This is a genomic window from Chryseobacterium daecheongense (assembly GCF_003729955.1).
GTDB lineage: Bacteria > Bacteroidota > Bacteroidia > Flavobacteriales > Weeksellaceae > Chryseobacterium > Chryseobacterium daecheongense.
This window is the reverse complement of sequence record NZ_RJTX01000004.1, coordinates 507,710-521,351: the sequence shown is the minus strand read 5'-3', so window position 1 is coordinate 521,351 and position 13,642 is coordinate 507,710. Positions and strand designations below refer to the sequence as shown.

General features: G+C 36.3%; 14 protein-coding genes. 5 read left to right on the top strand and 9 right to left on the bottom strand.

Annotated features, from left to right (window positions below; all coding sequences use genetic code 11):
- Positions 1-105: 105 nt before the first annotated feature.
- Positions 106-1,215, bottom strand: coding sequence for a DNA-processing protein DprA (dprA, locus tag EGI05_RS15675; RefSeq protein WP_123263966.1), 1,110 nt, complete (start codon positions 1,213-1,215; stop codon positions 106-108).
- 34 nt (positions 1,216-1,249) lie between these two features.
- Positions 1,250-2,017, bottom strand: a complete 768-nt coding sequence (locus tag EGI05_RS15670; protein WP_123263965.1) for a rhomboid family intramembrane serine protease — start codon at positions 2,015-2,017, stop codon at positions 1,250-1,252.
- Positions 2,018-2,271: 254 nt separating this feature from the next.
- Here EGI05_RS15670 and EGI05_RS15665 point away from each other — a divergent pair, with 254 nt between their 5' ends.
- The gene (locus EGI05_RS15665; RefSeq protein ID WP_123263964.1) at positions 2,272-3,195 is read left to right on the top strand and encodes a DUF3078 domain-containing protein; all 924 of its coding nucleotides are present in this window, start codon (positions 2,272-2,274) and stop codon (positions 3,193-3,195) included.
- 69 nt (positions 3,196-3,264) lie between these two features.
- On the opposite strand, the gene sufD is transcribed toward EGI05_RS15665, so the two are convergent.
- From sufD to EGI05_RS15640, 5 genes are all read right to left on the bottom strand, one after another.
- The gene (sufD, locus tag EGI05_RS15660; protein ID WP_185144983.1) at positions 3,265-4,572 is read right to left on the bottom strand and encodes a Fe-S cluster assembly protein SufD; all 1,308 of its coding nucleotides are present in this window, start codon (positions 4,570-4,572) and stop codon (positions 3,265-3,267) included.
- Positions 4,573-4,662: 90 nt separating this feature from the next.
- Entirely contained in the window at positions 4,663-5,406 is a 744-nt protein-coding gene (gene sufC / locus EGI05_RS15655) for a Fe-S cluster assembly ATPase SufC (RefSeq protein ID WP_123263963.1), read from the bottom strand.
- A gap of 18 nt (positions 5,407-5,424) precedes the next feature.
- On the bottom strand, positions 5,425-5,931 hold the full coding sequence (locus EGI05_RS15650) for a GNAT family N-acetyltransferase (RefSeq protein WP_123264388.1): 507 nt from the start codon (positions 5,929-5,931) through the stop codon (positions 5,425-5,427).
- A gap of 7 nt (positions 5,932-5,938) precedes the next feature.
- Entirely contained in the window at positions 5,939-7,387 is a 1,449-nt protein-coding gene (gene sufB, locus EGI05_RS15645; protein ID WP_123263962.1) for a Fe-S cluster assembly protein SufB, read from the bottom strand.
- A 49-nt stretch (positions 7,388-7,436) separates the two neighbouring features.
- On the bottom strand, positions 7,437-7,766 hold the full coding sequence (locus tag EGI05_RS15640; protein WP_123263961.1) for a HesB/IscA family protein: 330 nt from the start codon (positions 7,764-7,766) through the stop codon (positions 7,437-7,439).
- A 146-nt stretch (positions 7,767-7,912) separates the two neighbouring features.
- Here EGI05_RS15640 and EGI05_RS15635 point away from each other — a divergent pair, with 146 nt between their 5' ends.
- Positions 7,913-8,776, top strand: coding sequence for a GLPGLI family protein (locus EGI05_RS15635; RefSeq protein ID WP_123263960.1), 864 nt, complete (start codon positions 7,913-7,915; stop codon positions 8,774-8,776).
- A gap of 53 nt (positions 8,777-8,829) precedes the next feature.
- Here the strand turns inward: EGI05_RS15635 and ypfJ are convergent, their stop codons facing one another.
- Positions 8,830-9,684: a KPN_02809 family neutral zinc metallopeptidase gene (gene ypfJ, locus EGI05_RS15630; RefSeq protein WP_123263959.1), complete on the bottom strand. Its 855-nt coding sequence runs from the start codon at positions 9,682-9,684 to the stop codon at positions 8,830-8,832.
- 78 nt (positions 9,685-9,762) lie between these two features.
- Here ypfJ and EGI05_RS15625 point away from each other — a divergent pair, with 78 nt between their 5' ends.
- From EGI05_RS15625 to EGI05_RS15615, 3 genes are read left to right on the top strand one after another with little or no spacing between them, the layout of a single operon-like run.
- Positions 9,763-10,089, top strand: a complete 327-nt coding sequence (locus EGI05_RS15625) for a hypothetical protein (RefSeq protein ID WP_123263958.1) — start codon at positions 9,763-9,765, stop codon at positions 10,087-10,089.
- 2 nt (positions 10,090-10,091) lie between these two features.
- Complete coding sequence (locus tag EGI05_RS15620) at positions 10,092-10,424, top strand: hypothetical protein (protein ID WP_123263957.1); 333 nt, start codon at positions 10,092-10,094, stop codon at positions 10,422-10,424.
- Between the two features lie 3 nt (positions 10,425-10,427).
- Positions 10,428-11,558, top strand: a complete 1,131-nt coding sequence (locus tag EGI05_RS15615) for a glutathionylspermidine synthase family protein (protein ID WP_123263956.1) — start codon at positions 10,428-10,430, stop codon at positions 11,556-11,558.
- Here the strand turns inward: EGI05_RS15615 and EGI05_RS15610 are convergent.
- Positions 11,548-13,626 (bottom strand): LTA synthase family protein, encoded by a 2,079-nt coding sequence (locus EGI05_RS15610; RefSeq protein WP_123263955.1) that lies wholly within the window; start codon positions 13,624-13,626, stop codon positions 11,548-11,550. The genes EGI05_RS15615 and EGI05_RS15610 overlap by 11 nt on opposite strands.
- Positions 13,627-13,642 lie beyond the last annotated feature (16 nt).

Below are 13,642 nucleotides of genomic sequence, written 5' to 3'. Positions count from 1 at the left end.
ATAATATAATTACTTAATATTGTTAAATTGATAATTAAGGGTTAAACGTTGTTAAAAATTAAATGTTATCTGTGAAATAATGCAATATTAAGAAATAGTTAAATTTCAAATTGCTATAAATTGCCTCCCGGAAAATGATTTCACTTTCCCCAAAAGCTCTAATTCTAAAATTATAGGTAAAATTTTGTGAGAAGCAAGGTCTATTTTTCCGGATAAATCATCTAAAGAAATTTTAGGATTATCTGTGATGGCTTGATGTATTATTTTCTGATTTTCAGTTAATTGTATGGTTGTTTCTGCAGTTGGAAATAATTCTTCCATTTTCTCTCTTGGCTGATTAAAACCGAGGGTTTCAATAAGCTCTTTTACAGTTGAAATTGCCGTTGCCTTGTTCTGAAAAATCAGTTTATTACAGCCTTGGCTGTAAGCATCCGTAATTTTTCCCGGGAGGGCAAAAACATCCCTGTTGTAATTATTGGCAAAAGTGGCTGTGCTTATGGAGCCTCCTCCGAATCCGGTTTCCACCACAATGGTAGCAGGAGAAATTCCTGCAATAATTCTGTTTCGTTGTATAAAATTTTCCCTATCCGGTTTCCGGGATGTATTGAATTCTGTAAGCAAGGCACCACCTTCTTCCAATATCTTTTCAGACAATTTTTTATGTTTCGAAGGATACAATGTATGAAAACCATGTGCTAAAACAGCAACTGTGGGAATATGATAATGGATAGATTGTTCATGCACTTCTTTATCCACACCTAATGCCAGTCCGCTTACAGAAATATAGTCGCAATTCCTCGATTCTTTAAAAAAGGATGCTATGAATTGTTTACCATAGGAAGTAATATTTCTTGTTCCTACAATGCTTATTGTTTTTACGGAATTGCTGAAATTGCCTTTTTGATATAGAATAGCAGGAGCATCATCACATTCATTCAATAGGTTAGGGAGTTCATTGTAATGTCTTAGTTGAATGCGGATGTTATTCTTTTCACAGAATTCAAGCTCTTTTTCTGCAAACTTCAGATATTCCGGATTGCCGATATCAGAAACGACTTTTCGGCCTATTCCTTCAGTTTTGCTATACTCTTTTTTAGCTTTTTCCCAAGCCTCTTTTGCGCTTCCGAAGGTTTTGATTAATTTAAAGAAGTTGATATCACCAATTAAGTTACATTCGCGTAAAGCGATTGCATAAAGATGTTCTTCTGAGATCATTTGTGTTGTTTTCTCAAAAGTAGTGAAATTACTTCTACCTTTTCCTAAGCTCTTCTAAATGATCCCAGATTTCATCTCTTTTTTTATAGGGGAGTTCCAGGAAGTCTTCGGGGTGTTTTTCTTTGTATTCCTGCCAAAGTTTATCATCTTTTTCGCTGTAATAATTAGGAAATTCCCAAATATATTTTTTCTTTCTTTCCCCCACATTTTTAAAAACGAAGGCAATAATACTTCCCACGACAGCACCGGAAAGATGGGCCTGCCACGAAATTTTGCTGGGCTCACTCAGATTATAGAACAATTCTTCCGGAAACATTCCCCAAACCAAACTTCCGTAGTATAAAACTACAAGCAGAGAAATCGTGAGAAGCTTCATATTCCATTTGAAAATTCCGCTGAAAAAAAGGAAAAAAGCGAGAACATAAACGACACCACTTGCTCCAATAGTGCAGGTATACAAATATTCACCTGTAAGAATGTCAATAGGAGGTAGAAGCCATACTAGTAGCCCTGTTGCTAACCATCCGATAATGAAAACCTTATTGGCGACCAAGGGATAGAATTGATATAAAAGAAACATCAATACGGCAATAGGTATAGAATTACTTATGATATGATCTATATTTCCGTGAAGTAGAGGAGACGTAATTACTCCTAATAAACCTTCCGGCAATAAAGGAATAATGGCTCCGAAGCAGCTATCGAAAAAGCCGTGCATTTGTAAAAAGTAACCGAACCACATTGCAGCAAGCATTAGCAATGGGTTGATGACAGCTCTTTTTGATATTACATTTTTCAGCATAGGATATTCATGTCAAATGAAAAGCCAATGATAAATTTCGGAAAAATTGGCGATGTTTCGTATCATTTGGTTGGTTTTAAGACAAAAGGTTATGATTTTAAGCAACTTTTAATTTTAAAGTAAAATATTTTGTCATTTAATTTGCTTTTAATGAGATCTTTTTTGAGAATCTGCTTGGTTAAAGTATTCATTCCATAGTGAATTGTGTGAGAAAAAAAATTATATTTTTATTTTTGCACTGAAAATCTTTAGATATGAAAAAACTTTTATTCATCGTTTCTATTTCGTTGGGAATGAGTGTAACTGCACAGGAAACAAAAACGGATGCGGCAGTTGTAGATACTACAAAAGCATGGTCTATTCAAGGGCAAAATACATTAATGCTGAATCAGGCAGCCTTCTCCAATTGGGTGGGAGGCGGAGCCAACAATGTAGGATGGCTTGCCGGCGTTAACTATAACCTTACGTATGAAAAAGGGAAGGATCTTTGGGAAAACATTATTGTTCTTGGATATGGGCAAAACAATACAAAAGGAGTAGGAACAAGAAAGACTCAGGATGTGATTAACCTTTCTACCAATTACGGAAGAGAATTTGCTAAAAGCTGGTATTATTCAATGGGAGCAAGTTTGCAAACTCAGTTCGCACCGGGATATGAAGACGGAAATAATCCTGAGGCGGCTAAACTGTCTAACTTTATGGCTCCGGGATACGTAAATGTTGGGGCAGGCGTTACATATCGCCCTAATGACAACTTTACGATGACCTTACGTCCTGCCAATGCAAGATGGACATTTGTGCTGGATAAAGATTTGCAACATGCAGGAACTTATGGTTTAAAGAATGATGGAGATTCATCATTATTCCAATTCGGATTCCTGGGAACAGCTATTTATAAATTGCAGATCATGGAGAATATCACTTTACTGAATACCGGTTCTGTATTTTCAAACTATTTGGACCACCCTGAAAGACTGGTGCTTGCTTATGGAGCCGTGCTGAATATGAAAATCAATAAGTATATTTCTTCGAATGTTACTTTAGACCTGTTGTATGATCATAACCAGATCAAGAAAACACAGTTAAAACAAACTTTAGGGGTAGGATTTGCCTACAATATTGATAACGGGGTAAAACGTTCTGATAAAAAAGATAATCAATCCTGGTTGAAGAAATAATATTCTATAATAATATCAAAAAATAAAAAGCACTTCAAAAGAAGTGCTTTTTTATGGATCAATTATTTATTAAAATTCAATATCTACCTCAAGCTTTTCAGCTAATAATTTAGATATTTTTTCTTTTAAAGGTTCAATATCAATGTTTTGCATCGCATCATTAGCAAATGCATATAACAATAAAGCCTGAGCTTCTTTTTTAGAGATTCCTCTTGCTCTTAAGTAGAATAAGGCATCTTCATTCAATTGCCCTACGGTACAGCCGTGAGAACATTTTACATCGTCTGCAAAGATCTCTAATTGAGGTTTAGTATCAATCGTAGCACCTTCACTTAGTAAAACGTTATTATTTTGCTGGTAAGCATTTGTTTTCTGAGCAATTTTATCTACGAAAACCTTTCCGTTGAATACTCCATGAGCTTTGTCTTTGAAGATTCCTTTATAGTTTTGGTAGCTTTCACAGTTAGGCTGATTATGATGAACAGCAGTGTGGTGATCTACCAACTGATCTTTACCAATGATCGTGATACCATTCATAAATGAATTGATATTTTGCCCGTTGTGAATGAAATCCAGGTTATTTCTTACCAGTTTACCTCCAAAAGAGAATGTATTTACAGTAGTTAAACTGTCTTTTTCCTGTTTTGCAAAAGTATTATCGATCAGGTAAGAAGTATCATTGTCATTCTGAAGTTTATGCCAGTCTGCTTTTGCATTTGGATAGGTGAAAATCTCCGTTACGGAATTCGTCAATACATAAGTATCATCAAAATTATGATGACTTTCAATCACTTCTACTTTTGCTCCTTCTTCTACGATCAGTAGGTTTCTTGTATTGTAGAATGTGTTTTCTTCCTGGTTTTGTGAAAGATAAAAAACGTGGATTGGTCTTTCAATCACCACATTCTTAGGAACTTTCAAAAAGAAACCATATTTGCAGTAAGCAAGATTTAAGTTCGTGAAAGCAGAATCCTTAGAAGCTATTGTATTGAAATAGGTATCAAAAACCTCTTTATGTTTTTCATCATTCAAAGCATAGTTGAATGAAAGAAACTCCACATTTTCAATGGAGATCTTTGACAACTCTTTATGGAGCTTACCATTCACGAAAGTGATCCAGTCGAAATTTTCCTCACCCAAATGAAGCTGGTCCAGCTGTTCTTTAGTGATGTTATGACTTTCTTTCGGGAAAAAGTTATACTCTTTCTCGGTAATCTCCCTTAGGTTGGTATATTTATATTCTTCGTCTTTTTTTGTCGGAAAACCAATGTTTTCAAATTTTTGAAGAGCAGCTTTTCTGTCTTCATCCAAAAATCTGTGACGAAGGCTCTCCAGAAATTGATCGTGGTTGTCTGTAATTTGTTCGTATAAAGCCATTATTGATATTTCGGCCATCACACCTTATTTATATATTTAAAATAATATTGTTTCAATGGGGAACAGTTTCCCGTTTTTCTCTGGTTCTGATTAATTCAAAAGCCAGTCGTATCCTTTTGCTTCCAATTCTAAAGCAAGAGATTTATCACCTGTTTTGATGATTTTTCCGTCTGCTAATACGTGAACGAAGTCCGGTTGGATATAGTTAAGCAATCTTTGATAGTGGGTAATCAAAAGAACTGCATTTCCTTCATTTTTAAAATGGTTTACACCATCTGCAACAATTCTTAATGCATCAATGTCTAATCCTGAATCTGTTTCATCAAGAATAGCCAATTTAGGATTCAGCATCATCATCTGGAAGATCTCGTTTCTTTTTTTCTCACCGCCGGAAAATCCTTCATTTAAAGACCTGGAAAGGAAATCTTTTTTGATTCCTAGTTTTTCAGATTTTTCACGGATCATTCCCAACATTTCTTTAGCCGGCATTTCTTCCAATCCGTTTGCTTTTCTGTTTTCGTTTAAAGCAGCTTTGATAAAGTTAGTTACAGAAACACCAGGAATTTCTACCGGATATTGGAAAGAAAGGAAGATCCCTTTATGAGCTCTCTCTTCTGGAGCATCTTCATTAATGTTTTCCCCTTCGAAAATAATTTCTCCGTCTGTAATTTCATAATCTTCTTTACCTGCAATTACAGAAGAAAGAGTAGATTTACCAGCTCCGTTCGGTCCCATAATGGCGTGAACTTCTCCCGGCTTTATTTCAAGATTGATTCCTTTTAAAATTTCTGCGCCATCTTCAATTTTGGCGTGTAGGTTTTTTATTTCTAACATTTTATTTGCTTAAACCAATTATTTTTGAATGATATATATTAAACTTTCCGGTTGTCCGGGAACATCATCAAGCTTTCCGATCAGGCTCATCCCTGATTTTTCTAAAACCTTCACAGATGCAATATTGTCCGGACGAACAACTCCGAATATTTCTTCTTTGTTGATCTCATTAAACCCGAAAGCGATAGTTTTCTTTGAAAATTCTGTGGCATACCCTTTTCCCCACGCTTCGGGAGCGAAACGATAGCCCAAATTTAATTTTTCCTCTTCACCGTACAATTTATAGCTCAGCCCACCAAAACCTATGATGTTTTCGGGATTGTTTTTTTCAACAATAGTCCAACCTCCGAAATCATACTTTTCCCAATGATCAAGCATTCTGGCAAATGTACCTTCTGCTTTTTCGAAACTCATCGGTCCGTTTGGGTTATGCATATTGGTCTTGGGATCATGATTAATTGCAAAAAATCTTTCAAAATCTTCTTTGGCAGGCTTTCTTAAAATTAATCTTTCTGTAGCTATCATATTGTTCTTATCCAACAGATCCTTCTAATGAGATTTCCAATAATTTCTGCGCTTCAATAGCAAATTCCATAGGAAGCTTATTCAAAACTTCTTTGCTGAAACCGTTTACAATCAAAGCGATTGCTCTTTCTGTGTCAATTCCTCTCTGGTTGCAGTAGAAGATCTGGTCTTCTCCGATTTTTGAAGTCGTAGCCTCGTGCTCCAACTGTGCAGAAGGATCTTTAATTTCAATATAAGGGAAAGTATGTGCTCCACATTCATTACCCATCAATAAAGAATCACATTGCGAGAAGTTTCTGGCCCCTTTTGCAGAAGGCATCACTTTTACCAATCCTCTGTATGAGTTGTTGGATTTTCCTGCGGAGATCCCTTTTGAAATAATGGTAGATCTCGTATTCTTTCCGATATGGATCATTTTGGTTCCTGTATCCGCATACTGGTAATTATTGGTAACAGCGATAGAGTAGAACTCTCCGATTGAGCCATCACCTTTCAAAATACAAGACGGATATTTCCATGTTACAGCAGAACCGGTTTCTACTTGTGTCCAGGAGATTTTTGCGTTTCTCTCACAAAGCCCTCTTTTCGTTACAAAGTTGAAAACTCCTCCTTTTCCTTCTTCATTCCCTGGATACCAGTTCTGAACCGTTGAATATTTAATTTCCGCATCATCCATTGCAATAAGCTCTACAACGGCAGCGTGAAGCTGGTTTTCATCTCTTGACGGTGCTGTACATCCCTCAAGATATGAAACATAACTTCCTTCATCAGCAATCACAAGCGTTCTTTCAAACTGTCCTGTTCCCGCCTGATTAATACGGAAGTACGTTGAAAGCTCCATTGGACATCTTACTCCTTTTGGAATATAGCAGAAACTTCCGTCAGAGAAAACTGCGGAATTTAATGCAGAATAAAAATTATCTGCTCTCGGAACTACTTTTCCAAGATATTTTTTAACCAGATCAGGGTGATTTTTGATAGCCTCGGAAATGGAACAGAAAATAATTCCTTTTTCTGCCAATGTATCCTGGAAGGTTGTTTTCACAGAAACAGAGTCCATCACAATATCCACGGCAACTCCTGAAAGTCTTTTTTGCTCTTCGATATTGATCCCTAATTTTTCAAAAGTTTTTAATAATTCAGGATCTACCTCATCTAAACTTGCCAATTCCGGTTTTACTTTGGGCGCTGCATAATAACGGATAGCCTGAAAGTCAGGCTTTTCGTATTTAATATTAGCCCAGGTTGGTTCTTCCATTTTCTGCCAGATTCTGAAAGACTCCAAACGCCATTCTGTCATCCATTCCGGTTCCTCTTTTTTTGCAGAGATGGCACGGATGATATCCTCATTTAAACCAATCGGGAAATCTTCATAATCAATTTTGGTTTCCCAACCGAATTCATATTTTTTATTTTCTAAGTCGACGCGTAAATCGTCTTCGGTATATTTACTCATTATATTGTGTTAGATTTCAGACAGTTAATGTCTTTTAATCTTTTGTATTTTACAAGCTAAAACTTTCTCCGCAACCACACGTTCTGGCTGCATTCGGATTGTTAAAAACAAATCCTTTTCCATTCAATCCTCCGGAATATTCCAGAGTTGTCCCTGCTAAGTAGAGAATTGATTTTTTATCTACAATAATTTTGATTCCATTGTCTTCAAAAATCTGGTCTGTATCCATTTTTTGATTGTCAAACTTCAAAACATATTCTAAACCAGAGCATCCTCCGCTTTTTACTCCTACTCTTATATAATCGTTAGCAGGGTTAAAACCATCTTCCGTCATCAGCTGGATGGCTTTTTCCTTTGCGTAATCTGATACTTTTATCATTGTATTTATTTAGAATGATTTAATGATGCAAAAATACGAACAATAATTAGGAAATTCAAATCGGCATTTTTATTTTATCGATTTTTATTATTGATGGCTTTAACTTTGATAATATTTTGAAATCCAAATACTAAATTAACCGTACAATGAAAAAATTAGGCATCATTGCTTTAGCGCTATTCATGCAGACTGTTTTTGCCCAGACCAACAGGTTTGTGTATCAGGTAACCATGAAATCAGACGCTTCTGATCCCAAAAATGTAACAACAGAAAATGCATATTTGGATATTTCCCCGGAAAAATCAGTTTTTTATTCTGAAAACAGGATAAAAAGAGACTCTATTTTGCAAAAAGCATTTCAGGGAGGTGGCGGAAGAGGAAGTATCAACAGAGATCAGATGGAAAGTTTAAGATCCAATATCAATTACACCGTTGAAAAAGATAAAACCAATCAGAAAACCTTTTTTAAAGACAGGATAGGAAGGGATATTTACAGTTATGAAGAAGACAGACCGCTGAACTGGAAGATTTCCTCCGAAACTACAAAAATAGGTGAGTATAAAGTGCAGAAAGCCGAAACAGACTTTGCAGGGAGAAAATGGACCGCTTGGTTCACTACTGATCTGCCTTATCAGGATGGACCCTACAAATTCGGGGGACTTCCTGGACTGATTGTAAAAGTGGAGGATGATAAAGGGGATTATTCTTTTGATTTAATGAAAAATTTTAAAATTGCAGAATTTCCTACTTTGAATCAGTTTGGAAATACCGTTAAGGTAAAAAGAGCTGATTTTGTGAAGCAGCAGAAAAAATTCATAGAAGATCCGATGTCTTTCATGAGCCAGGGCCAAAGTGGTGGCTTTAATCAGACCAGAATCGGAGGAGGAAACCGTGGTGGCGGTGGCGGCTTTGGCGGCGGAAATCAAAATCCTGCTGAGATGAGAAAAAGAATGGAGGATAGAATCAAAGAAGAGGTAAAGAAAAACAGTAATCCAATCGAATTGCAATAATAAAAAACCCTGAAGAATTTCTTCAGGGTTTAATTTTTATCTATTAATCAAGCTTATCTCAAAAGTTGATTGAAGGTGTCTCCTTGTCTGATATCTCCGGTATTATATCCTTTCATGAACCATTCTTTACGCTGAGCAGATGAGCCATGAGTAAAACTTTCCTGATCTACATATCCTTGTGATCTTTTTTGGATATTATCGTCTCCAACAGCCTGCGCTGCTTCTATTGCGGCTTCAATATCTCCTGGTTCTAAAATCTTTTCTCTATTGTCTGTTTGTCTGGCCCAAACTCCTGCATAAAAATCTGCCTGTAATTCGGTGGCAACAGAGACCCTGTTCATGTCCGCTTCAGAATATCTTCCGCTTCTTCTTAAAGCATCTACTTTTTGAGTGGTTCCTAAAAGTGTTTGGACATGATGGCCAACTTCATGAGCAAGAACATAAGCAACAGTAAACTCTGTAACTTGTGCGCCAAACCGCTGTTGTAGCTCATTAAAGAAACTCATATCCATATAAACAGTTTGGTCGGCCGGACAATAAAACGGTCCCATGGCAGATTGTGCTGTTCCACAGCCTGATTGGGTTGTGTTTTCAAAAAGTACGATTTTAGGAGGAGTATAATTCATTCCATTTTCTTTGAAAATCTGATTCCAAGTAATGATATTCCATTTTCCCATCATGTCTACCATCTCTCCAATCTTTTTTTCATTGGCATTGAGTTCTCTTTGCTCGGTTTGAGGAGAACTGTTTCCCATTCCGGAAGAAAGGATAGAGGATGGGTCGCCTCCTAAGAAAAATACAATTGCAGCGATAATAAGAGTTCCGAGTCCACCACCTACAATGGCACCACTGCCTCCCAGTCCTCGTCTGTCTTCTACATTACCACCTCTGTCGTCTGTCCATTTCATAGTAAAATAATTTTTGTTTGTAAATTTAAAATTAAAATCATTATTATAATTACTTTTGTGAAAATTTACGATTAAAAAGTGAGAAAAATTAAGTATTATTTTTTGGTTCTGGGAGTAATTTCGTTAACCGCCTGTAATGAGAAAGAGGTCAAAGAAGATGAAGTGAGCAGTGTAGATAAAAATGCATCCATTGAAACTGAGCTTTCGGTACAGCATATAGATACCGCAGATGTTCTTATTACCAAACACAAAGTGTGGAAAGACAATAAGCTTGTAAGAGAAATTATAAAAAGAGATACTATTCCGGGTTTGAAAGATTCCATCATGGAAGTGGGAGATAAGGACGGCTATGAACATACGACCAATGTCAAAAAGGACTATGAATTTTATATAACGGTTCAATAATCATGAAAAAGTCTAGCTCTATAAAATTACTTTTTGTTACCGGGGTATTAGCTGCCTGTTCCCAGGAGAAGCCCAAAGGAGAATGGAATAATGAGAAAAAAGTATATATGAGATCTGATACTACAGCGTCTTATACAAGAACTCATGGTTTTGTTCCCGGATATTTTTGGTATCATGCATTCAGACCTTATGGATTTTATAATAACGGGGCATATCAGAAAGCCGGATATTACAGTGATGCCATAAGTTCAAAATCCAATCTTGGAAGAAATACATATAAAGGAAGTATTTCAAGAGGGGTATTGGGAAGAAGCGGATTCAGAGCATCATCATAAATTATGAAAAGATTACCATCAGTGATCCGTAAGGATTGGGAACATAAACTGGAAAGTTTAGGATTCGGCTATCATTCTTTAGAAGGTCTGTACTGGGACGAAAGTCATCATTATGAATTTTCTTTAGAGGAAATCAACACAATAGAAAAAGCAACTTCCGAACTATGGCAAATGTGCCTGGAGGCGGTTGATTATGTGATATCTAAGAATCTCTGGTATCGATTCAATATTCCGGAATCATTCAGAAATTATATCATTACAACTTGGGAAGAAGATCACCCCTCTATTTATGGACGATTTGATTTAGGATTTGATGGTAAAAATTTAAAATTACTTGAGTTTAATGCCGATACTCCTACCTCGCTTTATGAGGCTTCAGTCATCCAATGGTATTGGCTTCAGGAGTTGTTTCCGGATAAAGATCAATTCAACTCTATTCATGAAAAATTGATTGATTACTGGAAATATCTTAAAAACTATATGAATCCGCATTATATCTATTTTGCATCTTTGACCAATATTGAGGATGTTACGAATGTAGAATATATGCGTGATTGTGCAGCACAGGCAGGATTTGAAACAGAGTTTATTCCGATCCAGGACATTGGCTGGGCAGAAGATATTGAAGAGTTTATAGCAGCAGACAGATCTATCATGGAATACATTTTTAAATTGTATCCTTATGAGTGGATCCTGGAAGACGGTTTTGGAGAAAAGCTGGTAAGAAATGGTTTCAGATCTCAGTGGATTGAGCCTGCCTGGAAGATTCTTCTTTCTTCCAAAGCTATTTTACCGATTCTTTGGGAGATGTATCCTAATCATCCTTATTTATTGGAATCTTATTTTGAGCCGCGCCATCTGAAAGATTTTGCTAAAAAACCTATCTATTCAAGAGAAGGAGCGAATGTAACCTTACATAAAAATAACCTTCCGATTGAGCAGAACTCCGGAGCATATGGAAAGGAAGGATTCATTTATCAGCAATTATTTAATCTTCCTAATTTTGATGGAAATTATCCTGTTATCGGCAGTTGGGTGATTGGCCAGGAACCTGCCGGAATCGGGATCAGAGCAAGTGCTCACCTGATCACGAATAACCAAAGCCGTTTTATTCCTCATTTGATTACCGATTAAGCTGTTTGGTCTTTAACCAATATGATGTTGACTGATAAGCAGAAACTGCATCGATAATCAGCTTTTGCTCAGGTGTCTTCAATAAATTTTCGTCGTAGTAAATATTAAACTCCGGAGTCAGATTGTTTTTCTCAGGAACTAATGAATATTGCTTCGCCTTTTTAACGGGGGAGATAATCGTTAAGTGATTATCTTTTATCAATCCCAAATCCTGATAAGTGGCAACATACGCTTTAGGTTGGAATTCCGGTTTGAAGACATCCTGTCCTAAAAACTTGGATGTATAGCTGAAATTCAACATTCCGAAAAGAGTGGGCATCACATCGATCTGAGACATCAGTTGATCAAATTTCTGAGGTTGTACGAAACCTTCAGAGAATATCATCGCAGGAATTCTGTATTTATCCATTGGGAGCTCGGTTTTTCCTGCACTGGATGCGCAGTGGTCTGCAATGATCACAAATACCGTGTTTTTATACCAATCCTGTTTCTTAGCCATTTCAAAGAATTTTCTGATGGAATAATCGGTATATTTTACGCCTCCGTCACGGGATTTTGCATTTCCGGGAATATCAATCCTTCCATCAGGATAAGTGAAAGGTCTGTGGTTTGAAACTGTCATCCAGTGATTGAAGAAAGGTTTTCCGGATTTTGCTTCCTGATTCATGACCTGAATAGCTTTTTTAGCCATATCTTCATCTGCAACCCCCCAAACATTGGCAAAAGTGATTTCCTCAGGTTTAAAGCTATTTCTGTCTACAATATCATAGCCGTTTCCACCAAAGAAGTCTTCCATATTATCAAAATAGCTGTAACCTCCGTATAGGAACTTTACATCATAGCCTTTGGATTTGAAAACACTTCCTGTGGTAAACTTATTCTTATTGTCATCTCTTTTAATGATGCTTTCTCCAGCTGTTGGCGGAATACAAAGCGTTAAAGCTTCTAAGCCACGCACCGTTCTGTTTCCGGTAGCATACAGATTGGTAAACATCAATGACTGATTGGCAAGACTGTCAAGAAATGGAGTTACTTTTTGGGTATTTCCATAATGTTCCATAAAATCGGCAGATAAGCTTTCAATGGAAATTAGAACCACATTCTTTTTAAGTTCCGGCTGTTCGGAAATGATATTTCTTGTAAGAGTATGCTGTGGATACTGACTTAAAAAATTCTGTTCCGCCTGTTTTTGATCGATCTGGGAATAAAACTGGAAGTAATCAAGTTCGTTATGCGTAAATGCCCAGTAAAATTTCGGAATTCCATTGGCCTGGATTTCATTAGCAAAAACATTGGATGATCTTATTTGTTCTGTTGCGGGAAGGACTACTAAACTGATTCCTACAGAGACAATGTACATGCTTAACAAGCCAAACTTTTGCTTCAGGTTAGGCAATGTTAGAAGCTCATCTTTGGTTTTTTTATAGATGAACCATGTAACTCCTGCGGTTATTAAAAAGATAGCAATAAAAAGCGGAGCAACGGGATAGCTTTCCATAATATTCCCGATGACTTCATTGGTATAGATCAGGTAGTCCACTGCGATAAAGTTATAACGGACACCGAATTCATTATAGAAGAAATATTCACTTACCGCATTAAAAACAATCAGTAATACATAGAGTGAAATGATAATGCAATAAAGAACGTTACGGATTTGAATCCTTTTGGTAGGTAAAAAGAGCATTAACCCGAAAAAGAAAGCTTTTATTCCTACAAAGATTAAGGCGACTTTGGTGACAGGGCCACCATATTGCCTGAAAATATTATTAGGAATTAATAAAATATACAGAAAAAGAAGAACTAAAATGCTCAAAATAATATAGCCGTAAGGATTTTTATATTTTGAATTCGACAAGAATAAAAAATACAATACCAAAAAAGAACTTGCCGGAATGAATACAAATACGTCATTCACCATTCCCAGCAATAAGACCTTTATGATTTCAAATACCCCAAAGCTGGCTGTAGTAATGGGATGGAAGAAAAATACAATTCTTATGATCAAAGAAAGCAAAAGGTAAAAACCACCTAAATAGATAAAGGGCTTTATTTTTTGTAAATACATACGTTAACTGTATATT

Excerpts from the sequence above, each read along its gene's own strand:
- EGI05_RS15620 (WP_123263957.1), top strand. The coding sequence starts at position 10,092 with ATGAAAAAGTCTAGCTCTATAAAATTACTTTTTGTTACCGGGGTATTA.
- EGI05_RS15670 (WP_123263965.1), bottom strand. The coding sequence starts at position 2,017 with ATGCTGAAAAATGTAATATCAAAAAGAGCTGTCATCAACCCATTGCTA.
- ypfJ (WP_123263959.1), bottom strand. The coding sequence starts at position 9,684 with ATGAAATGGACAGACGACAGAGGTGGTAATGTAGAAGACAGACGAGGA.
- EGI05_RS15615 (WP_123263956.1), top strand. The coding sequence starts at position 10,428 with ATGAAAAGATTACCATCAGTGATCCGTAAGGATTGGGAACATAAACTG.
- EGI05_RS15640 (WP_123263961.1), bottom strand. The coding sequence starts at position 7,766 with ATGATAAAAGTATCAGATTACGCAAAGGAAAAAGCCATCCAGCTGATG.
- EGI05_RS15665 (WP_123263964.1), top strand. The coding sequence starts at position 2,272 with ATGAAAAAACTTTTATTCATCGTTTCTATTTCGTTGGGAATGAGTGTA.
- EGI05_RS15650 (WP_123264388.1), bottom strand. The coding sequence starts at position 5,931 with ATGATAGCTACAGAAAGATTAATTTTAAGAAAGCCTGCCAAAGAAGAT.
- EGI05_RS15610 (WP_123263955.1), bottom strand. The coding sequence starts at position 13,626 with ATGTATTTACAAAAAATAAAGCCCTTTATCTATTTAGGTGGTTTTTAC.
- sufB (WP_123263962.1), bottom strand. The coding sequence starts at position 7,387 with ATGAGTAAATATACCGAAGACGATTTACGCGTCGACTTAGAAAATAAA.
- sufC (WP_123263963.1), bottom strand. The coding sequence starts at position 5,406 with ATGTTAGAAATAAAAAACCTACACGCCAAAATTGAAGATGGCGCAGAA.
- EGI05_RS15635 (WP_123263960.1), top strand. The coding sequence starts at position 7,913 with ATGAAAAAATTAGGCATCATTGCTTTAGCGCTATTCATGCAGACTGTT.
- dprA (WP_123263966.1), bottom strand. The coding sequence starts at position 1,215 with ATGATCTCAGAAGAACATCTTTATGCAATCGCTTTACGCGAATGTAAC.
- sufD (WP_185144983.1), bottom strand. The coding sequence starts at position 4,572 with ATGGCTTTATACGAACAAATTACAGACAACCACGATCAATTTCTGGAG.